Below are 22788 nucleotides of genomic sequence, written 5' to 3' on the forward strand. Positions count from 1 at the left end.
GTCTATAAGGTTTAAATCAACTCTGTACCAAACTGGTCTTGCTTGATTTTACTAGCCTTCATCAAGCCACCGAGTGCTTTCTTGAACTGACCTTTAGAGATACCAAAGGTTGCCTTGATGTCCTCAGGAGATGACTTATCATTTAAGGTCATGAAACCGCCATTGCTTTCCAAGTAGGTCAAAATCATCTGAGCATCATTTTCCAACATTTCAAAGGAACGTGGTTTGAGGGATAGGTTCAAGGTACGGTCCACTTCACGGAAACCGATGACCCGCGCATCTAGCACTTGGCCTAAACGTGGCTCTGAGTAGCGTTCACTTGGGTGAATGAAACCAAGCATGTTATTCTCTGGTAGGTATACAAAAGTTCCTGATAGCTTGAGGCGGTAAACAATGGCTAGCCAGTTTTGGTTCTGCATGTTGTTGTAAGCAGGACGAGCCAGATGTTGGAAGTCTTCCTGATAAGCCAAGAGGCCCCAGATGCGGTCTTTCTTGTCCACTTCAAGACGGATGTAAAGTTTATCACCCTTCTTAGGCCAGAGTTCCTTGAGCTCAGGGAGGATATCGAGTGACACAGCGATTTCCTTATCAGGTAGACCGGTATCGACAAAAACACCCAAGTCTTTACGAACTTCTGTTACGGTTCCCCAGCCAAATTGATCCTTAGTGGCAGTCACTTCTAAAGTGGTCAATCGGAGTTTCTGCTTCATATCCGTATAGGCAAAACCTTTGACCGTATCCCCTACTGTATGTTGACCTTCTTCCTTAGCAAGAGCATAGGTCTGACCATCCTTTTGCACAAAGTAAAAACGGTCATTTTCATCGATGATGAGTCCAACGATAAAACTTGCAAGATTTGTATTCATATTTCCTTCTTCCGAATAAAACTCAGCCAGCAATGCCAACTGAGTTTTTCTGTTTATTTTTAGACTTCCAAAAGTTCTTTTTCTTTATTGGCAGTCATGTCGTCGATGTGTTTGACAGCATCATCTGTTACTTTTTGAATATCTTTTTCAAGAGTCTTCAATTCGTCTTCAGTGATTTCTTTTGCTTTTTCTTGTTTCTTAGCTTCATCCATAGCATCACGACGGATATTACGAACAGCCACTTTAGCATTTTCACCGACCTTCTTCACTTCTTTAGCAAGGTCACGACGAGTTTCTTCTGTAAGAGCTGGGATAACCAAGCGAATCACAGAACCGTCGTTAGCTGGTGTGATACCAAGATCAGAAGCGTTCAAGGCACGTTCAATGTCTTTCAATGAAGATTTGTCGAATGGCGTTACCAACAAAACACGCGCTTCTGGAATGGTGATAGAAGCGATTTGGTTAAGAGGAGTTTCTACTCCATAGTATTCTACAAAGACACGGTCCAGCAAGCTTGCGTTGGCACGACCGGCACGGATACCACCAAATTCACGAGCAAGTGATTGGTGAGACTGGGTCATTCTCTCTTTAGCTTTTTCTACAATTGCGTTAGCCATAATTTTCTTATTCCTTTTCTTCGATATTGTTTGAAACTGTTGTTCCGATATTTTCACCAAATACGACACGTTTGATGTTGCCTGGTTGGTTCATGTTAAAGACAACCAAGTCAATGTCGTTGTCCATAGAGAGGGTTGAAGCAGTTGAGTCCATGATACGAAGACCTTTGTTGATAACGTCACGGTGGGTCAATTCTTCAAACTTAACAGCTGTCTTGTCCTTCTTAGGATCGGCATTGTAAACACCATCGACACCATTTTTAGCCATCAGAATGGCATCTGCTTCGATTTCAGCTGCACGAAGAGCTGCTGTTGTATCTGTTGAGAAGTAAGGTGAACCAATTCCGGCACCAAAGATAACGATACGGCCTTTTTCAAGATGACGAAGAGCACGTCCACGTACGTAAGGTTCTGCAACTTGTTGCATAGCAATGGCAGTTTGCACACGCGTATCTACTCCAACTTGTTGCAATGAATCTGCCATCACAAGAGCATTCATGACAGTCCCAAGCATTCCTGTGTAATCTGCCTGAACGCGGTCCATTCCTGCTTCTGCAGCAGGTTCTCCACGCCAGAGATTTCCTCCACCAATAACAAGGGCAATTTCGATACCTAAGCTATGAACTTCTTGAATCTCTTTTGCGATTGTTTGAACTGTCTGGATATCAATCCCTACGCCACGTTCACCAGCAAGGGCCTCACCTGATAACTTGATTAAAATACGTTTATACTTGGGGTTCGCCATTTTTACTCTCCTTTTTTTATCCTACCTATTTTATCACAATTTCTAAGATTTTTATAGTATCATGAGCAATTCTTTGAAAAAAATTAAACCGTTAAAAATTCCTCTAAATCGGTAAGGGCACGCTCTGCAATTTTTTCATAACGAGCCTTCTTATCACGGATACGCTCGCCTTCCAATTCCTTGATAATTCCGAAATTGACATTCATCGGTTGGAAATGTTTGCTGTCAGCATGGGTGATGTAATGAGCTAGACTTCCGATCGCTGTGGTCTCTGGGAAGATAGCTTCACTTTCACCCTTGAAGAGACGAGCCGCGTTAATACCTGCAACCAAGCCTGAGGCTGCTGACTCAACATAGCCTTCCACACCCGTCATTTGACCAGCAAAGAAAAGGTTGGGTTGTTTCTTAGAACGATAGGTTTGCTCGAGAAGATTTGGTGAATCCATGTAAGAATTGCGGTGCATGACCCCATAACGGACAAACTCAGCATTTTCAAGACCTGGAATCATTTGGAAAACACGCTTTTGCTCCCCCCATTTGAGGTGGGTTTGGAAACCGACGATATTGTAGAGGCTACCAGCCGCATTGTCCTGACGAAGCTGGACAACTGCATACGGTGTTTTGAACTCCCCGTCACGAGGTCCTGTGTAGTCGTCTGGATACTCCAAACCGACTGGCTTCATCGGACCATAAAGCATGGTTTTAATGCCACGCTTAGCCATGACTTCGATAGGCATACAACCTTCAAAGTACTTTTCTTTTTCAAAGGAATTGAGCGGTGCTTCTTCCGCATTGACCAAGGCTTCATGGAAATCCATAAATTCTTGTTTGGTCATAGGGGCATTGAGGTAGGCTGCTTCTCCCTTGTCATAACGAGACTTGAGATAGACCTTGCTCATATCGATGGTGTTAACGTCAATAATCGGCGCCGCCGCGTCATAGAAATAGAATCCATCCCCATCATTAAGGGCATGAATCTTTTCAGCTAAGGCATCACTAGTCAAAGGACCAGTAGCGACCACAGTAATAACGTCAGTTGGCAATTCTGTAATTTCATCACGAATCACTTCAATCAAGGGGTGGTTGGCCACTTTTTCAGTCACCATTTGAGAGAAACCATCGCGGTCCACCGCAAGGGCTCCACCAGCAGGAACACGTGTAGCCTCAGCAGATTCCAAGATGACCGAACCCAAGCGACGCATTTCTTCCTTGAGAAGCCCAACAGCATTTGTCAGGGCATCCCCACGAAGAGAATTGGAACAAACTAACTCTGCAAAATTGTCCGTTTTGTGCTGAGGTGTTGACTTGACACCACGCATTTCATAAAGTTTAACTGGAATACCACGTTCTGCGATTTGGTAAGCTGCTTCAGACCCTGCCAAACCTGCTCCGATAACATTGATATAAGATTGAGACACGACACTAATACCTCTTTGGGAGTGTGAAGACAAGATTCACATTGAAAAGCCAACTGAACTTACGAGATTTCGAATTTCTTGGCTCAGACTGAAAAAGTTCCCCGAACTTTTTCACTCCCACAAATCTTTCTAATTTTTCTTTTACTAGTATAACAAAAAAAGGGAAGAAGGCAAACTTCCCTGTTTAATCATTTTCTTGATTTTCTTCCCAATCGTGGTAGGCAGCATAGAGCTGGCTTTTATTCCACTGGTAGAGTTTCGCAACTTCCTTAATGGCTTGATTTTTCTTCATGCCTTGCTGGATACGAGCTTGGATTTCTAAGAACAAGTCTTCCTCATCCTTCTCCTCCACATCCTGACTGGCACCTTCAACGATGAGAAGGCACTCACCCTTGAGCGGTGTCTCAGCCACGCTTTCAAGCAATTCAGAGATCTTTCCTCGTTGGTATTCTTCATAGATTTTGGTCAATTCCCTGACCAAGACCACCGAGCGGTCGCCGTAGACTTCTAGCATATTTTCCAGCGTATCTGCCACACGATGGGGCGATTCGTAGAAAATTTGAGTTTCAGGATAGTCTTTTTTTGAGTCGTAAAATTGCTTCTGCTGGCCTGATTTTCTCGGTAAAAAGCCGTAAAAGATATGTGGTTGTGGTGCCAAACCACTGGCAATCAAGGCAGAAATCCCTGCAGAGGCTCCTGGAACGGTGACAACAGCAATATCTTCCTCGATGGCTGCCTTGACTAAATCGTGACCAGGATCCGAGATGCTAGGCAGACCCGCATCAGAAACCTGAGCAATACTTTGCCCCGCCTTCAGGAAAGCAATCAAATCAGGAATTTTTTCCTTGGCATTGTGCTCATGAAAACTGATCTGTTTGGTTGAAATATCAAAATGCTTGAGCAAAAGCCCCGTATTGCGCGTGTCCTCAGCCGCAATCCAGTCCACCTCTTTCAAAGTCTGGATGGCACGAAAGGTCATATCATCTAGATTGCCAATTGGCGTTGCTACTAGATAAAGCTTGCCATAGGGAGATTGCCCCTTAAAACTTTTTTGAATCTGCATGCCTACTCCCTGTACAACAACTCGTCACAGAACATACATTCCTCGTCCTGATCTCGGCGTTGCCCATAAAAATCATTACATACGTGAAATCCGTCTTTATAGATTCGTCGGACGCTTTCACGAACATGCTTGGCCTTGACGGGAGCATCTGCTTCTACCTCACCCAAGCGTTCGCGCAACTTAGAATTTTCCAAACGAAGAGCTGTATTTTCCTCTACCAGACTCTTGAGGTTTTTCTTGATGGCCTCTACATCGGCTAAGGTCACCAATAACTGTTGGGAAAAATCGTCCAGTGCATCAAATAATTCTTTCTTATCCATAAACCAGCCCTTTCCTTTCTTTATCATTCATTCTTTGAGTTTATATTTCTTTCAAGACCAGATATTCCATGGCATTTTGAAAACTGACATTAGCCTGCCACATTTTTCTAGCTTCTAGCAAATCTTGTAAAATCTGACGAATCTTTGCTTGCAAGAGATCCTGACCACAGAGGACTTCGAGGATCCGCAAAACTTGATCTTGTTTTTCCTTGTCATCTGCCAGGCTAACTAATTTGGCTACCTGCAAATAACTCTCTCTCTTCTTGGCTAATAACCAAGTCAGTAGGCGCTCACTTTCATCCACCAAGGTCCAAAAACTAGCCTGATTGACCAACTTTTCAGCTTCAGCTCGTGATTGACAAAACTGGGCTAAGAGAATCGCTTTTTTCTTGACCAGACCTGCTTGTTCTAATTGAAGAATGAGCTTTTCTTCTTGCTTTTTAAAATGGAAAATCTGCGTCCGACTACGGATGGTCGGCAAGATCTTTTCCTCATCGCTGGTTAAGAAGAAAATGTAAACTTCACTCTGGGGTTCTTCGATGACCTTGAGCAAAGAATTGGCTGCGTTGGGATGCATTTTATCCGCCTGCTCGATAATAAAAACCTGTTGCTGGCTTTCAATCCCTGCTTGGGAAAACTGTCCCACTAATTCTCGAATCCGTTCTGTCTTGATGACCTGATTGACTGGCTTAATCAAGGTAACATCGGGAAATTCTTCCTGTTCAATCAGCTTACAGTTTCGGCATTTCTCACACGGCAAAACGCCTACTTTATCCGTACAAAAGAGGCTCTTAGCCAAAAACTGCGCCATTTCCAAGCTTCCAAAGAATCCCGAAAAGAGATAGGCGTGATTGAGCTGGTCTTGTTCTAGGATACGGACAAAGCGGTCAAACTGGTCTGGCTGCCAAGCCTTTAGTTGATCTTGTTTCATTTAGCCAAGCCCATTCTGTCAAATAAGACAGCCTTGGTCGTTTCCACAACTTGCTCCAAAGGAAGACTCGCATCAATCTTGACCATGCGATTTCCTTCTTTGTCCAGAAGAGAAAGGTAGCCTTTACGAACTTTTTTGTGCAAGTCTAAGCCTTCCATGTCCAAACGATTGACCTCGCGGTCACTATTAGCAGCAATGCGAGCCAGCCCTTCTTCCACCTCAATGTCAAAATAGAGGGTCAAATCGGGTTTAAGGCCATCTGTCACAAAGTGATTGAGCCAATCAATGGCATCAATATTCAAGCCACGACCAAATCCCTGATAGGCAACAGAACTATCGATGAAACGGTCCATAATGACCAACTTACCAGCTCCAAGAGCTGGAAGAACTTTTTCTACCAAATGCTGTCTGCGACTGGCGATATAGAGAAGAAGCTCTGTTTTAGGATCCATCTGAGTATGACTTGGATCTAAAATCACTTCCCGAATCTTCTCTCCAATCAAGACTCCACCTGGCTCACGGGTCGTCAGTACCTCTACTCCTTTTTCCTCTAAAATTGGGAGCAGAGCCTCTAAAACACTGGTCTTTCCTGCTCCCTCTGGTCCCTCAAGAGAGACTAAAAATCCTTTTGACATGTCTAACTCATTTCTTTTTTTCTACCTTCTATTCTATCAAAAAAATAGGTTTTTGTGACAATCTTTTTGCGTCTTCTGATTTCAAAAGAGCATAAAAGAGGCTGGGAGTCATCCAACCTCTTATTTACCTAATTCTTGTGTTCGTTTGTAGGCTTGATGAACTGCGTCCATGACGGTACCTCTAAAGGCATGTTCTTCCAGACTTGCTACACCCGTGATAGTCGAACCTCCTGGGCTGCAAACTTGATCTTTCAAAACTCCTGGATGTTGTTGACTTTCGAGGACCATTTGTCCAGCGCCTACTACTGTTTGGGCTGCCATTTTCAAGGCCCTTTCTCTTGACAATCCTGTCTGCACACCTGCATCTGCCAAAGCCTCGATAAAGAGATAGACAAAAGCTGGTCCACAACCTGCAAGACCTGTCGCAGCATCTATTAATCCTTCTCCTAGTTCAACCAAGAGACCAGCCTTGGCTAAAAACCGACAAAAGAGTTCCCTGTCCTCAACACTACAATTAGGAGACAAGGCATAACTAATCACTCCTTGGCCGATAGCCACTGGTGTATTGGGCATGATGCGAATAATTCGGTGTTGACTTGGCAGAAGACTTGCCAGTTTTTCCAAAGTCAATCCAGCCGCCATGGAAATCAAAAGAAGACTCTCTCGTTTTTCAAGAATAGTCTGATATTGAGAAAGCAAGTCTGAGAACTGAGCAGGCTTAACTCCTAGAAAAATCACATCTGCTTCTGCAAAAATTTCTTCATTGCTGGAAGCCTGACCACCGAAATTAGTGATGAAAGCATCTACTTTCGCTTGACTACGATTGGCAAGGAGAATCTGTTGACCAGTCTTGGCCTGCCAGACAGCCTTGGCCAAACTAGCACCCATATTTCCCAAGCCGATAAATCCAATCTTCATCTCTTACTCCCTTATCTGTCCGTTACCAGTAACCACATACTTGTAGCTGGTCAACTCTTTCAAGCCCATTGGCCCACGCGCATGCAATTTTTGAGTAGAAATCCCCATTTCACATCCAAGACCAAATTGCCCACCATCAGTGAAACGAGTTGAGGCATTGACATAAACCGCTGCTGAATCTACTTGATCTGTAAAGTAAGTTGCAGCTTCAGCATTTTCTGTCACAATGGCGTCCGAATGATGGGTACTGTGAGCTTCAATATGGGCAACCGCTTCTTCTAAACTGCTCACAATCTTAACAGCTAGGACATAGTCTAAAAACTCAGTGTCAAAGTCTTGTGCTTCAGCTGCTTGACCTGAAACAAACTGACTTGTTTTCTCATCCAAGCGGAATTGAATTGGTTCCAGCCCAGCTTCTTTCCGACTTGTAACCAGAACTTGCTCCAAGCGAGGAAGGAAATCTGCAGCCTTGTCTTCATGAACCAGCAAAACCTCCATAGCATTGCAGACAGAAGGACGACTGGTTTTAGCATTGTTGATGATAGACAGAGCCTTGTCTTCATCGGCATCCTTGTCCACATAGACATGGACAATTCCAGTTCCTGTCTCGATAACAGGTACGATAGCATTCTCAACCACGGCATTGATCAAGCCAGCTCCTCCACGAGGAATGAGAAGGTCTAGATAACCCTTGGCCTTCATCATGGCATAGCTACTTTCTCGACTGGTATCTTCTACTAGTTGAATCACGTCTGGATTTATGGTAGTCGTCTCCAAACCCTTCTTCAAGGCTGTGACAATAGCATGGGCAGTTTGATAGGCATCTTTGCCACTACGAAGAACGACTGCATTTCCACTCTTGAGAGCCAAGGCAGCCGCATCCGACGTCACATTTGGACGGCTTTCATAGATAATACCGATAACACCCATAGCCACACGTTTCTTGGTAATAAGCAAGCCATTTTCAAGATGACTTGTCTCTAGAACTTCACCAATGGGATCTGGTAAAGCAACCACTTCACGAATTCCAGTTGCCATCGCTTGGATTCGCCCTGCATTCAAATAAAGACGATCTAGCATAACATCTGAGATTTTCCCCTTGGCTGCTGCCGTATCAAGGGCATTTGCCGCTAGAATCTCCTCAGTAGCTGCCAATAAGTGATCAGCCATAGCTAGCAAGGCTTGGTTTTTCACAGTTTCACTAGCAGTGTTAATTGACTTTTTGACAGCCTGTACTTGTTCAAATTGTTCTTGTGTACTTACCATCGTTCACCTCTAAAATTCTGTAAAGAGCAGCTGGATTTCAGGAGTGATGGAAATCCAGTCATCACGGTGAATCAAGACTCCCTTAGCTTTTTGAGAACGGATCATATCTTCTAGGGCTGAGACGCCAAATTGGACACGTCCCTTTCCAAGAGATTGACCTGTTTCTTTATCTGCTACTGTTACAATATCGTGGTAAGAGAAGTTTCCTTCCACTTCTACCACACCCGATAAAAGGAGACTTTTCCCGTTTTTTGAAAGTGCCTCTGCAGCTCCACCATCTACCCAAATCGTTCCCTGACTTTGAGCATAGAAAGCCAGCCATTGTTTCTGGGTACGAAGTCCCTTCTCTTGCGCAACAAAGAAGGAACCATCCTTGGTCTCGTTCGCCGCCTCAATCAGAGCATCTGATTTCAGGGACGAGCAGATATAGACTGGCACCCCTGACTCCGTCGCAATAGTTGCAGCCTTGATCTTTGTCAGCATACCCCCAGTTCCATTTGAAGAACCTGCTCCACCAGCCATATCAATAATCTCACGATTGATAGTCTCGATTTTCTCAAGACGTTTAGCTCTTGGATCTAAGTTGGGATTTCCAGTATAGAGACCGTCCACATCAGTCAAGAGAACTAAAAGGTCCGCTTGGACCATAGCCGCTACCTGGGCACTCAGAGTGTCATTATCACCCACCTTGAGTTCGTCAATGACGACACTATCATTTTCATTGATGATGGGAATTGCACCACGATGAAGCAATACAGACAAGGCCTGATGGGCGTTCTTATAGCGACGTTTATCTACAAAATCATCCTGTGTCAGCAAGATTTGTGCAGAAACGATCTGGCGCATGAGGAGGTTGGTTGTGTATTCTTCTAGGAGCAAACCTTGTCCTACTGCAGCTGAAGCCTGCTTATCAGCAATCTTGGTCGGACGTTTTTTAAAGCCCAAAGCTCCAAAGCCGGCCGCTACTGCCCCAGATGAAACCAAAATCAACTCATGCCCAGCTTCATGCAACATAGCTAATTGTTGGGTAATTACCTTTACTTTACTTCTTGATAAACTCCCGTCTTCATTTGTCAAGGACGAAGTCCCCACCTTAAAGACGATTCGTTTGTACTTCATATTCTCACTCCGATTCTTCATATTTATCCATTATAACATGAATACTTTAAAATAGAAAAGACTTGAAATAAAAAAGGTTGAGACAAGGCATCTCAACTCTTCTATCTATTCTCAGTTTTACGCAATCTTTCCAGTGTTTCTTTAAAAATCTCTGGAATATCTGCTGTGAACTCCAAGGTTTCACCAGTTCTCGGATGGGTAAATCCTAGGGTCTTGGCATGGAGAAATTGTCCATGTCCTTTCAAGGTTTTGCGTGGACCATAGACCTCATCCCCAGCGACAGGATGGCCAATATAAGCCATGTGAACACGGATTTGATGGGTACGTCCTGTCTCTAGTTGCAACTCTAACAAACTATAGTCTCCAAAGCGTTCCAAGACTTGAAAACGAGTCACAGCTGGCTTACCTTTGGCAGTCACAGCTTGTTTCTTACGGTCTTTTTCGCTCCGTCCAATCGGTGCTTCAATCACACCACGATCATTGGGAAGATTGCCATGAACAATCGCCCAGTATTTACGGAGAGACTTTTTATCCTTGAGTTCTTGAGCGAGTGCTAAGTGGGCCTCATCATTCTTAGCAATCATGAGGAAACCAGATGTGTCCTTGTCAATGCGGTGAACGATACCCGGTCGCAGAACCCCATTGATACCTGACAAGTCTTTGATATGGTACATAAGGGCATTGACCAAGGTTCCGCTAGTATGACCAGCACTCGGATGCACCACCATCCCCTGAGGTTTGTTAACAACGGCCACATCCTCATCTTGGTAGATGATATCTAGTGGAAGATTTTCAGCCACATACTCCAAAACCTCCGGTTCTGGCACATGGTAGGTGACGATATCCCCCTCTTGGACAGTGTATTTTGCTTTCTTGGCTTGCCCATTAACCAAAACTTGTCCAGCCTTGATTTGTTCATTCGCGAGACTGCGTGACAATTCTGTCAGGTCCGACAGAGCCTTGTCTAGACGTTGCCCACCAGTTTCAATTTTTATTTCCATTTACTTCCTCTTTAAGCATTGCAATCAATAAAACAATGACACCAACTGTCAAATAGCTGTCAGCAACATTGAAAATCGCAAAGTTGATAAAGTCTAGGTGAAACATATCCACCACAAAACCTTGACTCATTCTGTCGATAAAGTTGCCTAGGCCTCCCGCGATTATCAGAGTCAGTCCAAAGACCAGCCAAACAGAGTCCTCCATGTGTTTATGCAAATACCAAATGGCACCTACCATAACGACCAGTGTAATGACAGCAAATAACCACTGCTGGTCTTGTAACATAGAGAAGGCCGCCCCTCTATTTTGCAGGTAGGTCAAGCTAACGAGATTGGGGATCCACGAACGCACTTCACCCAGTGGAATCTGCTGGACAACATAATTTTTGACCAACTGATCCAGCCCAATCAAAAGCAGTACAATGACTGCTACTATTCCTCTTTTTTTCATGATTTCCTCTTCTGATCAAAATATTCTTGCATAACCTCAACGAAGAGTGTCCCAGCTTGGCTAAGCTCCACTTCTTCCCGTTTGACATAGACCATGCGGTTATCTAAATTATCCTTGAGACGAATGACTGTGATGCCATTGACACTGTCACTATCTAAAAATCCTGAACCTGTCGCATAGGCATCCGTCCGCTCCAAAATACCATTCAAAGTAGCACGGTCCGTCACGTTAAACATCTGCGAGCTCGCGCTGGTGTCGACAAAGTTCTCTGAATAGTATAGATACTCATCTTTTTCCTGAGTAAAACGAACCGTTGGTAAATCCGCTAAATCCTCCATGACCAACTCCTCTTTCTGTGCTAAAGGATGTCCTTCACGAAGATAAATGTGAGTCTGGAAAGGAATTAGTTCAATAACTTCTAAACCAAGCTTTTCAACCCGTTGCATGATTCCCTTTTTATTTTGGTTGTTGAGGTAGATAATCCCAATCTCACTGTGTCCTTGGGCTACTTCATCTAAGATTTGAACTGTAGTAGACCCAAAAATACGAAAGTTCTTATAATCAGGATAACGTTCTGAAAAGGCCGTAATGGTTGGTGGCAAGAAGTCATAGTGTTGACTGGCAATGGAAAATTCATCCTTTTCTTCCTCAGGATTGGCATACTGATTTTGAAAAACATCAAATCCTTTAACTAATTCTTGCGCTTTTTCATAGAATTCCATGCCACGACGAGTCAAGAAAGTCCCCGAACTCGTCCGACGGAAAATCTTAAAGCCCAGCTCTTTTTCCAAATCACGTACAGAAATAGACAGACTTGGCTGACTAACATACATCTTTTCAGCAGCTTCTCGGAAAGTACCACTATTGGCAATAGCAACAACATAGCGTAATTGTTGAATGTTCATCTTTTACCCCCAACTTCTCTATCTGTTCATTATACCATATTTCAGAATTTTTCCAAAAAAGAAAAAAGTGTCCATCGCAAGTTTAAATCTAACCATTCTCTATTAAATTCAAAATGGGTATCAAAACAAAAAAATAGGCTCTCCGAGAACTCGGAAAGCCTTATTTAATGCTACTTCTAGCTTCCTCGCCTTAAAATACCAAGGCTCGGGATAAAAAGGTTCACTGGACCTTTTTATTTTGCGATTGGGTAAACAGAAACTTGTTTCTTATCGCGACCTTTACGTTCAAAGCGTACTACGCCTTCAACTTTAGCGAACAAAGTATCGTCTCCACCACGTCCAACGTTTACACCTGGATAGATGTGTGTACCACGTTGACGGTAAAGGATTGATCCACCTGTTACAGTTTGTCCGTCAGCTGCTTTAGCTCCAAGACGTTTTGCTTGTGAATCACGTCCGTTTGATGTAGAACCTCCACCTTTTTTGTGGGCGAAAAGTTGCAAGTTGTTAAGAGTCATTTTTAACATAATGTTTTCCTCCGTGTTAGTTTTCTGTGATAACTCTGGTTTGGACGAACTCAGAAGAGTTCTCCGATAAGTTTGCCATACCTAAGAAAAATGATTCAAAGAATAACTGGGTCATTTCTCTCTGGTGCGAAGGAAGATCCGCTGGTATTTCAACCTTTAGATAGCCACCTTCATCTTCGTTTAATTCTAAGATTGGTTCATAGCCTGCAAATTTCTCAATGGAATTGATAAAGTTAATGGCAAGCGTAGAAACCGATGCACACACGACATCTAAGCCGTATTCGCCACTCTCGGCGTGTCCAGTAATTTCCGCACTCCTCAGCTCGCCATCTTCGGCTCTCTCAAAGACTGCTTGTATCATGTGTTCTCCTTAAAATTAAGCGTTGATCGCGTTGATGACAACTTTTGTATATGGTTGACGGTGACCTTGTTTACGGTGGCTACCTTTTTTAGGTTTGTACTTGTATGTAACAACTTTCTTTTGTTTTCCTTGTTTTTCAACAGTTCCAACTACAGTAGCTCCAGCAACAAGTGGAGTTCCGACAACAGTGTTTTCACCACCAACAAGAACAACTTCGTTAAAAGTAACTTCTTGACCAGCTTCAACGTTCAATTTTTCAACGTAAACTGCTTGACCAACTTCAACTTTAACTTGTTTTCCGCCAGTTTTGATAATTGCGTATGTGCTCATTATGCACCTCCTATGATTTTTAGGGTTTCCCCGTATTTTTGTGAAGACTCGCCTAGCATCGTGGGACGAACCACTTAAACTTGAATAATCAAGCTACGATGTTCGTGCGGTTGCACAGGACTGTGCATAGTCAACTCTTCAAGTATAGCATATCTTCTTTTTTCTTACAAGCGAAATCAATCAAAATTAAGCATTTTCTTTCCTTTTTTTCTCCAAGAAGCAAAAAGCATACTGAGGTAAAAGATGCCCATCATCACAGGAACACCTAGAATGGTCTTTTCATGATAAAAAATCGTCAAATAAGCTGAAAAGACAACTCCAAGAACAAAGCTGGTCAGTAGGCTAACAAAAATCAAGCCTTCTCTTAGAAAAGGCGTATGCTTGGTCCGGAAATAATCTCCAAAAGCCAACATGGTCCGTTTGATATTCCCGGTCATAAAAGCATTATTATAGGCAATCCCCGACACTTCTCCAAAGGCTGTTGTCACCAATCCCATACAAAAGGCTAAAGGTGGAACTAGGTAGATATTGTCTACTGACAAGGGAACAAAGCCAATGATTATGGATAAGACCGCGAGTGGTATCAAGGACAAAATTGGTTTTTTTACAATTCTCAATTTTTCCTTATAAACAGTTAATAAAAAGACCCCCATCATAAAAGCTAGCAAAGTGAGAACCTTGTCCCTAACATCTGAAACATTATTTTGTATTAATTCTACTGAAAGGAAAACAACATTCCCAGTTTGTCCAGCTACAAGAGTGTTCCCTCGTACAATAAAAGTATAGGCATCGACATATCCTGCACAAAAAGTCAAAAAAAGCGCTAGCCTTTTAGACTGACGTGATATTTTTCTTATTGGTAATAATCTCATTTTCTCCCCCTTTTCATTTCATCTACTTATCTAAATATTGTACCACTTTCTTTGAGAAAAACGTAGTCCATTTGAAAATTTTTACCATCTGTTGGATAGTCCTTCTTTTCTATGTTATAATGAAGGAAGGATTTAAAGTCGGAAAAGGAGTATCTATGCTTAAACTAGGTGTCATCGGAACAGGAGCTATCAGCCATCACTTCATAGAGGCAGCCCATGCCAGTGGTAAATACCAGCTGGTCGATGTCTACTCTAGAAAGTTAGAAACAGCAGCAAATTTTGCTTCTCGCTATCAGGATATCCAACTCTTTGATCAATTAGAAGACTTCTTCAAGAGCTCCTTTGATGTAGTTTATATCGCCAGTCCAAACTCCTTGCATTTTGTTCAAGCCAAAGCTGCCTTGTCTTTTGGGAAACACGTCATTCTTGAAAAACCTGCTGTTACTCAGCCACAAGACTGGCTGGATTTGGTTCAAACAGCTGAGAAAAATCACTGTTTTATCTTCGAAGCAGCTCGTAATTACCACGAGGAAGCCTTTACTACTATCAAAAACTTTTTAGCAGACAAGCAAGTGCTGGGAGCAGATTTCAACTATGCCAAGTATTCTTCCAAGATGCCTGACTTGTTGGCTGGACAGACTCCCAATGTCTTTTCAGACCGTTTTGCTGGTGGAGCTCTTATGGATTTGGGGATTTATCCTATCTACGCTGCTATTCGTCTCTTTGGAAAAGCTCAAGACGCAACCTATCAGGCTCAACAGCTTGACAATAGCATTGACCTAAATGGAGACGGTATCCTCTTCTACCCTGACTTTCAAGTTCATATCAAGGCTGGGAAAAACATCACTTCCAATCTTCCTTGTGAGATTTACACAGCAGATGGAACCTTGATCCTTAACTCGATTGAACATGTCCGCTCAGCTATTTTTAGCGACCACCAAGGAAATCAAGTTCAACTCCCTATCCAACAAGCTCCTCATACGATGACTGAGGAAGTTGCTGCGTTTGCACAGATGATCCAGCAACCAGACCAGACGCTCTACCAGAACTGGCTGGATGATGCAGGCTCTATTCATGAACTACTATATACTATGCGCCAGACTGCTGGCATTAGATTTGAGGCAGAAAAATGAAAACCAAACTACCTACTGAATGGCAAGAACTAAGTGACCGACTCGGTTTCCAAGAATTCACTCCCATTCAAACTCAACTATTTGAGCCTATTCTTGCTGGAGAAAACCTCCTGGGAGTAAGCCCAACAGGAACTGGTAAGACCCTCGCTTACTTACTCCCAAGTCTACTCAGACTGAAAAAGAAAAAAGCCCAACAGCTCTTGATCCTAGCACCAAATACAGAACTTGCTGGACAGATTTTTGATGTATGTAAAACGTGGGCAGAGGCTATCGGCTTGACTGCTCAGCTCTTCTTATCAGGTTCCAGTCAGAAACGCCAGATTGAACGCCTAAAAAAAGGACCAGAAATTCTGATTGGAACTCCTGGCCGTATCTTTGAGTTGATTAAATTGAAAAAAATCAAGATGAAGAATGTGGAAACCATCATCCTAGATGAATTTGACCAGTTGCTCGATGATTCTCAGATTCACTTTGTTGAGAAAATCACTCACTACGCACCTCGTGACCATCAACTCATCTACATGAGTGCGACGACCAAGTTTGACCAAGAAAATATTGCACCAAACACGCGCACCATCGATCTTTCTGACCAAAAGTTGGACAACATTCAACATTTCTACATGCAGGTAGACCAACGTCACCGAGTGGACATGCTTCGAAAACTGGCTCATGTAGAGGATTTTCGTGGTCTGGTCTTCTTTAACAGCTTGTCAGATCTAGGAAGTGCAGAGGAAAAACTACAGTATCGGGATATCTTGGCTGTTTCCCTCGCTAGCGATGTCAATGTTAAATTTCGAAAAGTCATCTTAGAAAAGTTTAAAGATAAGCAGCTAACCCTGCTCCTTGCAACAGACCTTTTGGCACGTGGGATTGATATCGATAGCCTAGAATGTGTCGTAAACTTTGATATTCCTAGAGACATCGAAACTTACACTCACCGCGCTGGCCGTACAGGTCGCATGGGCAAAGAGGGCTATGTCATCACTCTAGTTACCCATCCTGAAGAACTTAAAAAACTCAAGAAATTTGCAAATATACGTGAAATTGTCCTAAAAAACCAAGAACTCTATATCAAATAAGGTTGGCATTCGCCAACCTTTTTCTTATCCCCAAGTAATTTCCAATTGATAGCTGGCAAAAGGGTGTCCCTCTTGATTTTGAAGTTGATAGGCTAGCTCAATCTTTTGCCCATCCAGTTTGTAGTGACTTGTTTGAATGACGAACTCCTGCATCCCCATTGGAGTAGGAATATAGGCCAAACTATCACTATCCTTTAGAAAACGCATGATGGTATTGGGCTTTGAGAAACGGGTCATCACCAGTTCTTCTTGATGAAACTTGAGAACCACTTTTTCTTTTTCCTCATTATAAAAGAGTAAATAGCTATAATCCCCTTTTTCACGCACTTCCACGTCATAGAGTTGGTCGATTACTTCCAACTGTTCATCAAACTGAATCGTATTTCGCATCCGAATCTTCACATCAAATCCTCTTTCTTGTCTCTTGTCCTACTATTTTACCAAAAAGAGCAGGATTTTGCTATAATGGTCATATGAACGAAAAAGTATTCCGTGACCCAGTTCACAACTATATCCACGTAAACAATCAGGTCATCTATGACTTGATCAATACAAAAGAATTTCAACGTCTGCGTCGTATCAAACAGCTAGGGACTTCCAGCTATACTTTCCATGGTGGGGAGCACAGTCGCTTTTCCCACTGTTTGGGGGTCTATGAGATTGCACGACGCATCACAGAGATTTTTGAAGAAAAATATCCTGAAGAATGGGATCCTGCTGAGTCTCTCTTGACCATGACCGCTGCGCTCCTTCATGACCTCGGGCACGGTGCCTACTCTCATACTTTTGAACATCTCTTTGATACAGATCATGAGGCCATTACTCAGGAGATCATCCAAAGTCCTGAGACAGAGATTCACCAAGTCCTACTACAAGTAGCGCCTGATTTCCCCAAAAAGGTGGCTAGTGTCATCGACCATACCTATCCCAACAAGCAGGTGGTGCAACTCATTTCCAGTCAGATTGATGCGGACCGTATGGACTATCTCTTGCGCGACTCTTATTTTACAGGAGCATCTTATGGGGAATTTGACCTGACTCGCATCCTCCGAGTCATTCGTCCTGTCGAAAATGGCATCGCCTTTCAGCGCAACGGTATGCATGCCATTGAAGACTATGTCCTCAGTCGTTACCAGATGTATATGCAGGTTTATTTCCACCCAGCAACACGGGCCATGGAAGTTCTCCTACAGAATCTTCTCAAACGCGCCAAGGAACTCTATCCTGAAGACAAGGACTTCTTTGCACGCACTTCTCCTCATTTGCTACCTTTTTTTGAAAAGAAAGTTACTCTATCTGACTATCTAGCACTTGATGACGGCGTGATGAATACCTACTTCCAACTCTGGATGACCAGTCCTGACAAGATACTAGCCGACTTGTCGCAACGTTTTGTCAACCGCAAGGTCTTTAAATCCATTACTTTTTCAGAAAAAGACCAAGACCAACTCGCAACCATGAGACAACTGGTTGAAGAAATCGGTTTTGATCCAGACTACTATACTGCTATTCATAAGAACTTTGACCTCCCTTATGATATCTATCGTCCCGAATCTGAAAATCCACGGACACAGATTGAGATTCTACAGAAAAATGGTGAACTTGCTGAACTCTCTAGCCTGTCTCCTATCGTCCAATCCCTTGCTGGCAGCCGCCACGGAGATAATCGTTTCTATTTCCCGAAAGAAATGTTAAATCAAAACAGTATCTTCGCAAGTATCACCCAGCAATTTTTACACTTGATTGAGAACGACCATTTTACCCCAAATAAGAACGAATAGAGGAAATATATGAGTATTAAACTAATCGCCGTCGATATCGATGGTACCCTGGTTAACAGTAAAAAGGAGATCACTCCTCAAGTCTTTTCTGCCATCCAAGACGCCAAACAAGCCGGTGTCAAAGTTGTCATTGCAACGGGTCGTCCCATCGCAGGTGTTGCCAAACTTCTGGACGACTTAAAGCTGAGAGACGAGGGTGACTATGTCGTGACCTTCAACGGTGCCCTTGTCCAAGAAACTGCTACTGGCCACGAGATTATCAGTGAATCCTTGACTTATGAGGATTATCTGGATATGGAATTCCTCAGTCGTAAGCTCGGTGTCCACATGCACGCCATTACCAAGGACGGTATCTACACGGCCAATCGCAATATCGGAAAATACACGGTGCACGAATCAACCCTCGTCAGCATGCCCATTTTTTACCGCACTCCTGAAGAAATGACTGACAAGGAAGTCGTCAAATGTATGTTTATTGATGAACCAGAAATTCTCGATGCTGCAATTGAAAAAATCCCAGCAGAATTTTACGAACGCTACTCCATCAACAAATCAGCTCCTTTCTACCTCGAACTCCTTAAAAAGAATGTAGACAAGGGTTCAGCCATCACTCACTTAGCTGAAAAACTAGGATTGACCAAAGATGAAACTATGGCCATCGGGGATGAAGAAAATGACCGCGCCATGCTGGAAGTCGTGGGTAATCCCGTTGTTATGGAAAATGGAAATCCAGAACTCAAAAATATCGCCAAATACATCACTAAAACAAATGACGAATCCGGCGTAGCCCATGCTATTCGTACGTGGGTATTGTAAAATGCTTAAGCTTAAAAAATGAACCACACCCCATAAATTAGAGATAAAATTCTAACTTATGGGGTGTTCTTTTTGAATTTTCACCAAATCATCAGAGTATGCTCATCTTACCTAGTTCTTTTAAAGCAGGCTCTCTTGATGGATATGGATTTCTATTGATGAAAGATTTTACAGCTTCGACGTGATGATAAAGATCCACGCTGATTTCTTTTAAATTTTCAATAAAGTCATCAAGCAAACCAGGTTCAATGTTCTCTATGGGAGAAGGAAGCTCCTTCTTGTTCTCAAACTCAAACGCTTCTTTAGCAGTCACACCTATTGCATAACTAATGTTGTCCCACAAAAGAGTATTCGCTTCATTTTCATCCTGCTGCATGTAGATAAAAATTCCACTGAAGTCTGTCCCATCATCTAATAAACGATAAAGTTCCTCTCCCCTTTTATCTCTATTCTCCAAAAAACTCCAACATGCATCCAAGGCGGTTCGAATGTGTGAAATATATTGCGTTTCCATACAATTCGCAATTGCCTCAGCAAAAATCAACATAAAATAACTAGTCAGCATATCCTCTCCTAATCTATACTTGAACGAAATAGCCTATCCATTCTCATCTGATAAAAATAGTGGACCAAAGTAGTTTTTAATGAGATCGTCCTTTAAATATCCTTTTATTTCTGTTTCAGATATTTGTGAAATGAGTTCACTATTTTCAGATAGGATTTGTTTGTAACTTAAAGAAAGTACCTCAAGTATGTCCTCGTCGACACTTTCAATCGTTTGTGGTAGGTAGATTTCTTCCGAAGCAATATATGAATAGTGACAAACTAGGACAAAGAAATTAGCGATACAGTTCCAAACTAGTGGATTGGTTTTCTTATCCAGCTCCTGAAATGTCAAGATATCCTGCTCATCCATATTTTCCAATCGATTGTATAAATCATCTGGACAAAACCCACTCTGTTTATCAAGCTCCTGTTTTGAAAGTTTTAAGGAGTCAAAGACAAATTCCTTATATTCTTTCTCACTGATAAAATCTACAAGACCGTATATCAACTCCTGTAGAAAGAGCAACAAATTTTTATTATCTTTCATTGATTTTCCTTTTATTACTAAAAATTAACTTGGGAATGTATAATTCACTGGAAAATGTGACAATCACTCTTCCCCCTCAAACATCAGAGCATCCAGTTCTTCTCTTTCAGCCACAATTTCTTCGAAGGTAGAAATAATATTATTTAAAAATTCTAAGGTGATAATACCAGTCGAATCTCTCAACGTAACCTTAGTTCCAATGGCACTCAACTCATGGATGAGGGCTCTAACCTTTTTCAATTCGTCCAAATCTAACATATCTACTTCTATTACCGTGACATGATCTTTTATTCTGGATTGGATTAAAGAGAAAGGTAAGGATGAATAATTTCTTAACAACTTATAGGTTCCTGTCTTGTCACATATAGAATCGATACAAATAGCTAGCATCGTTTCGACTCCTATATTCTCTGGTTTCTTCTAAATGACATTATATCATACTGGGGAGCTAATCTGTAAGAAATAAGAGAGAGCGTTTTCGCTCCAATTGCTAATCCTGGATCCAATTTAGCCTGTTGTACAGTTACTTAAATCTTGAGAGTACAAAAACATGTACCATAAATGTGCACGCCCGATTTATGTTGTACAGTTACTTAAATCTTGAGAGTACAAAAACATAATAGCTTTGAACCCTTCGAGGAATTTTGTTGTACAGTTACTTAAATCTTGAGAGTACAAAAACCCTTCATCGATAACTCCACTTGAAACAAAGGTTGTACAGTTACTTAAATCTTGAGAGTACAAAAACTCGGAAATGCTTGGAGGGTGTAACCTCGGTGTTGTACAGTTACTTAAATCTTGAGAGTACAAAAACATAATAGCTTTGAACCCTTCGAGGAATTTTGTTGTACAGTTACTTAAATCTTGAGAGTACAAAAACCCTTCATCGATAACTCCACTTGAAACAAAGGTTGTACAGTTACTTAAATCTTGAGAGTACAAAAACGTACGAATAGCGGACAGAGTGAGAATGACCGTTGTACAGTTACTTAAATCTTGAGAGTACAAAAACGCATCCAAATTGTGAACATATCATGGATGAGTTGTACAGTTACTTAAATCTTGAGAGTACAAAAACATGTCCAGAGTGTTATCGGTCCAGTCATCCGTTGTACAGTTACTTAAATCTTGAGAGTACAAAAACTAAAGCAATAACAGAATCTAGCAGAACTTTGTTGTACAGTTACTTAAATCTTGAGAGTACAAAAACTAAAGCAATAACAGAATCTAGCAGAACTTTGTTGTACAGTTACTTAAATCTTGAGAGTACAAAAACCTCAAATTCGTCAATTTTGATTTTTGTTCCCTCAAAAACATTATAAAGCCTTAAATCTCACTCGTCAATACTATTCTTTCAAATATTTCAATAACATTGGATTGACCGCTTCAATACGGAATTTTGTTTTCATTTCATACTGATACAATTTGTTTAAAATCTTTAATGCTACTTGATCTTCTATAGATAAACTCATATGAAGAATATCAGAACTAAATAAATAGGGGCCAACCTTTCTTAAAGAAGTTAAAAAGTCTTGTTCATCAGGTATTTGATTTATTGGATATTGATTAATAAATCGTTCATACATAAATTCTAAGGAATAAAAATGATCTACATAATCGGAAACGATATTGATTTCCTCTAGTACTTCTTTAGTTACATGAAGATAACCCTCATTTGAAGGAAATGAGACTATATAGAGTAAGTTACTATGATTAGTAAGAAACTCCATTTTCTCGCAACATTCAACAAAATCATTATAGGATAAAAAATCATCCAAATTTCGTAAGACAAGCAAGAACTTTTCAGAACTGTTCGTCGCAATAACTTCCAACATTGAAAGAAATAATAAAAACTTTGTCTTATTGTCTACAAATTCAAAGGATATATTTTTATCATTTTTTCCAAAGTATGGTAAAAAATTTTTTTGAATTAATTGATCCGTATTAAAATATTTTGCTTCAGTATGATAGATAATATCATCGATTTGAAGATTCAACTTCTGATTCAATAAAAGTGAAATCCTATCTAGATTGTCATTGATATTTTCAATTTGCTCCATTATCTCTATAGAATTAATCTTTTTCTTTATATAATCATAGGCAACTGTTCCTTTTTTATATTCCATTTGTTCAATTAAATCATTGATACTGGACACTTGAATAATACTGAATTCTGACCGGGAAACCATTGTATCGTCTATCAGTATTTTAGGCTCATTTTGTACAAATAGAACTAAATCTTCCTCACTATATTTTTTTCCTCCAAAATACCATAATAGTATCTGCCAAATATAGTATTTTAATTGCTGATCTTGACCTACAATTTGAGTAAATTGACCAAAACTTAATAAAATATTATCCTTGTATGGATGACTAATATTCATTTTCATATAACTACCAACTTATTATCACTGACTACTTCTTCTTGCTTTGTTTTCCCACCTATAATCAAAACCATTTCAGAGAATTGTTTCTCTGTTACTGCAAGCAAACGGACATTCCCACTTGGTAAATTACTCTGACTTAATTTTTTATAGAATT

28 protein-coding genes, 1 pseudogene, 1 CRISPR repeat array and 1 other annotated feature are annotated in these 22788 nt (G+C 41.4%); of the genes and pseudogenes, 5 read left to right on the forward strand and 24 right to left on the reverse strand.

Annotated features, from left to right (window positions below; translation table 11 throughout):
• Positions 1–11: 11 nt before the first annotated feature.
• From cvfB to E7Y33_RS05705, 14 genes are all read right to left on the reverse strand, one after another.
• Positions 12–866: an RNA-binding virulence regulatory protein CvfB gene (gene cvfB / locus E7Y33_RS05640; protein ID WP_139689894.1), complete on the reverse strand. Its 855-nt coding sequence runs from the start codon at positions 864–866 to the stop codon at positions 12–14.
• A gap of 59 nt (positions 867–925) precedes the next feature.
• Complete coding sequence (frr, locus tag E7Y33_RS05645) at positions 926–1483, reverse strand: ribosome recycling factor (RefSeq protein ID WP_139689895.1); 558 nt, start codon at positions 1481–1483, stop codon at positions 926–928.
• 7 nt (positions 1484–1490) lie between these two features.
• On the reverse strand, positions 1491–2228 hold the full coding sequence (pyrH, locus tag E7Y33_RS05650) for a UMP kinase (RefSeq protein WP_000002996.1): 738 nt from the start codon (positions 2226–2228) through the stop codon (positions 1491–1493).
• 83 nt (positions 2229–2311) lie between these two features.
• Positions 2312–3646: a methylenetetrahydrofolate--tRNA-(uracil(54)-C(5))-methyltransferase (FADH(2)-oxidizing) TrmFO gene (gene trmFO, locus E7Y33_RS05655; RefSeq protein WP_084881375.1), complete on the reverse strand. Its 1335-nt coding sequence runs from the start codon at positions 3644–3646 to the stop codon at positions 2312–2314.
• Between the two features lie 184 nt (positions 3647–3830).
• Positions 3831–4709, reverse strand: coding sequence for a 16S rRNA (cytidine(1402)-2'-O)-methyltransferase (gene rsmI / locus E7Y33_RS05660; protein WP_139689896.1), 879 nt, complete (start codon positions 4707–4709; stop codon positions 3831–3833).
• A gap of 2 nt (positions 4710–4711) precedes the next feature.
• On the reverse strand, positions 4712–5029 hold the full coding sequence (gene yabA / locus E7Y33_RS05665) for a DNA replication initiation control protein YabA (RefSeq protein WP_139689897.1): 318 nt from the start codon (positions 5027–5029) through the stop codon (positions 4712–4714).
• 40 nt (positions 5030–5069) lie between these two features.
• Positions 5070–5960, reverse strand: coding sequence for a DNA polymerase III subunit delta' (locus tag E7Y33_RS05670; RefSeq protein WP_139689898.1), 891 nt, complete (start codon positions 5958–5960; stop codon positions 5070–5072).
• Positions 5957–6595: a dTMP kinase gene (gene tmk, locus E7Y33_RS05675; RefSeq protein WP_139689899.1), complete on the reverse strand. Its 639-nt coding sequence runs from the start codon at positions 6593–6595 to the stop codon at positions 5957–5959. Before tmk ends, E7Y33_RS05670 begins: the two co-directional genes overlap by 4 nt.
• Positions 6596–6715: 120 nt before the next feature.
• Positions 6716–7513 (reverse strand): pyrroline-5-carboxylate reductase, encoded by a 798-nt coding sequence (gene proC / locus E7Y33_RS05680; protein ID WP_139689900.1) that lies wholly within the window; start codon positions 7511–7513, stop codon positions 6716–6718.
• A gap of 3 nt (positions 7514–7516) precedes the next feature.
• The gene (locus E7Y33_RS05685; protein ID WP_139689901.1) at positions 7517–8779 is read right to left on the reverse strand and encodes a glutamate-5-semialdehyde dehydrogenase; all 1263 of its coding nucleotides are present in this window, start codon (positions 8777–8779) and stop codon (positions 7517–7519) included.
• A gap of 9 nt (positions 8780–8788) precedes the next feature.
• Positions 8789–9898 (reverse strand): glutamate 5-kinase, encoded by a 1110-nt coding sequence (proB, locus tag E7Y33_RS05690; protein WP_219628362.1) that lies wholly within the window; start codon positions 9896–9898, stop codon positions 8789–8791.
• 101 nt (positions 9899–9999) lie between these two features.
• Positions 10000–10899 carry an RluA family pseudouridine synthase gene (locus E7Y33_RS05695; protein WP_139689903.1) on the reverse strand — a complete coding sequence of 300 codons (900 nt, stop codon included), beginning with the start codon at positions 10897–10899 and terminating at the stop codon, positions 10000–10002.
• Positions 10883–11350, reverse strand: a complete 468-nt coding sequence (gene lspA, locus E7Y33_RS05700; protein ID WP_139689904.1) for a signal peptidase II — start codon at positions 11348–11350, stop codon at positions 10883–10885. Before lspA ends, E7Y33_RS05695 begins: the two co-directional genes overlap by 17 nt.
• Positions 11347–12255, reverse strand: coding sequence for a LysR family transcriptional regulator (locus E7Y33_RS05705; protein WP_139689905.1), 909 nt, complete (start codon positions 12253–12255; stop codon positions 11347–11349). The genes lspA and E7Y33_RS05705 overlap by 4 nt, the downstream gene beginning before the upstream one ends.
• Between E7Y33_RS05705 and E7Y33_RS09570 the strand changes: the two are divergent.
• Positions 12248–12343 (forward strand): annotated as a pseudogene (locus E7Y33_RS09570) (AraC family transcriptional regulator); the annotation flags it as partial. The gene E7Y33_RS05705 and the pseudogene E7Y33_RS09570 sit on opposite strands and share 8 nt — an antisense overlap.
• A gap of 145 nt (positions 12344–12488) precedes the next feature.
• Here the strand turns inward: E7Y33_RS09570 and rpmA are convergent.
• From rpmA to E7Y33_RS05725, 4 genes are all read right to left on the reverse strand, one after another.
• Positions 12489–12782: a 50S ribosomal protein L27 gene (rpmA, locus tag E7Y33_RS05710; RefSeq protein ID WP_000916509.1), complete on the reverse strand. Its 294-nt coding sequence runs from the start codon at positions 12780–12782 to the stop codon at positions 12489–12491.
• Positions 12783–12798: 16 nt separating this feature from the next.
• Positions 12799–13143 carry a ribosomal-processing cysteine protease Prp gene (locus tag E7Y33_RS05715; protein ID WP_000613697.1) on the reverse strand — a complete coding sequence of 115 codons (345 nt, stop codon included), beginning with the start codon at positions 13141–13143 and terminating at the stop codon, positions 12799–12801.
• A 15-nt stretch (positions 13144–13158) separates the two neighbouring features.
• Entirely contained in the window at positions 13159–13473 is a 315-nt protein-coding gene (gene rplU / locus E7Y33_RS05720; RefSeq protein ID WP_000109141.1) for a 50S ribosomal protein L21, read from the reverse strand.
• A 34-nt stretch (positions 13474–13507) separates the two neighbouring features.
• Positions 13508–13595, reverse strand: a sequence feature (ribosomal protein L21 leader region).
• A gap of 54 nt (positions 13596–13649) precedes the next feature.
• Complete coding sequence (locus E7Y33_RS05725; RefSeq protein WP_139689906.1) at positions 13650–14345, reverse strand: YoaK family protein; 696 nt, start codon at positions 14343–14345, stop codon at positions 13650–13652.
• 155 nt (positions 14346–14500) lie between these two features.
• On the opposite strand from E7Y33_RS05725, the gene E7Y33_RS05730 reads away from it, so the two are divergent.
• Together E7Y33_RS05730 and E7Y33_RS05735 are read left to right on the forward strand one after the other, a co-directional pair.
• Entirely contained in the window at positions 14501–15478 is a 978-nt protein-coding gene (locus E7Y33_RS05730) for a Gfo/Idh/MocA family protein (RefSeq protein ID WP_139689907.1), read from the forward strand.
• Positions 15475–16557, forward strand: coding sequence for a DEAD/DEAH box helicase (locus tag E7Y33_RS05735; protein WP_139689908.1), 1083 nt, complete (start codon positions 15475–15477; stop codon positions 16555–16557). Before E7Y33_RS05730 ends, E7Y33_RS05735 begins: the two co-directional genes overlap by 4 nt.
• Positions 16558–16581: 24 nt before the next feature.
• Here the strand turns inward: E7Y33_RS05735 and E7Y33_RS05740 are convergent, their stop codons facing one another.
• Positions 16582–16959 carry a YwiB family protein gene (locus tag E7Y33_RS05740; RefSeq protein WP_139689909.1) on the reverse strand — a complete coding sequence of 126 codons (378 nt, stop codon included), beginning with the start codon at positions 16957–16959 and terminating at the stop codon, positions 16582–16584.
• Positions 16960–17030: 71 nt separating this feature from the next.
• Here E7Y33_RS05740 and E7Y33_RS05745 point away from each other — a divergent pair, with 71 nt between their 5' ends.
• Positions 17031–18338: an HD domain-containing protein gene (locus tag E7Y33_RS05745; RefSeq protein WP_139689910.1), complete on the forward strand. Its 1308-nt coding sequence runs from the start codon at positions 17031–17033 to the stop codon at positions 18336–18338.
• A gap of 9 nt (positions 18339–18347) precedes the next feature.
• A complete protein-coding gene (gene yidA, locus E7Y33_RS05750) occupies positions 18348–19154 on the forward strand; it encodes a sugar-phosphatase (protein WP_139689911.1) in 807 nt (268 codons plus the stop codon).
• Positions 19155–19245: 91 nt separating this feature from the next.
• Here the strand turns inward: yidA and E7Y33_RS05755 are convergent, their stop codons facing one another.
• The 5 genes from E7Y33_RS05755 to E7Y33_RS05775 all read right to left on the reverse strand — a co-directional run.
• Positions 19246–19719, reverse strand: a complete 474-nt coding sequence (locus tag E7Y33_RS05755; protein ID WP_070568876.1) for an Imm6 family immunity protein — start codon at positions 19717–19719, stop codon at positions 19246–19248.
• A gap of 33 nt (positions 19720–19752) precedes the next feature.
• Positions 19753–20247, reverse strand: a complete 495-nt coding sequence (locus E7Y33_RS05760) for an Imm6 family immunity protein (protein WP_070568878.1) — start codon at positions 20245–20247, stop codon at positions 19753–19755.
• A 63-nt stretch (positions 20248–20310) separates the two neighbouring features.
• Positions 20311–20637: a hypothetical protein gene (locus E7Y33_RS05765; protein WP_070568883.1), complete on the reverse strand. Its 327-nt coding sequence runs from the start codon at positions 20635–20637 to the stop codon at positions 20311–20313.
• 124 nt (positions 20638–20761) lie between these two features.
• Positions 20762–21523: a CRISPR direct-repeat array (repeat unit 36 nt; unit sequence GTTGTACAGTTACTTAAATCTTGAGAGTACAAAAAC).
• A gap of 70 nt (positions 21524–21593) precedes the next feature.
• Complete coding sequence (gene csn2-St / locus E7Y33_RS05770; RefSeq protein ID WP_070568886.1) at positions 21594–22637, reverse strand: CRISPR-associated protein Csn2-St; 1044 nt, start codon at positions 22635–22637, stop codon at positions 21594–21596.
• On the reverse strand, positions 22634–22788 hold a 155-nt coding region (locus E7Y33_RS05775; RefSeq protein ID WP_474104329.1), incomplete at its 5' end, for a CRISPR-associated endonuclease Cas2. The genes E7Y33_RS05775 and csn2-St, both read right to left, overlap by 4 nt.

It is taken from the genome of Streptococcus oralis (genome assembly GCF_006175905.1).
In the GTDB taxonomy this organism is placed as follows: Bacteria; Bacillota; Bacilli; order Lactobacillales; family Streptococcaceae; genus Streptococcus; species Streptococcus oralis_BG.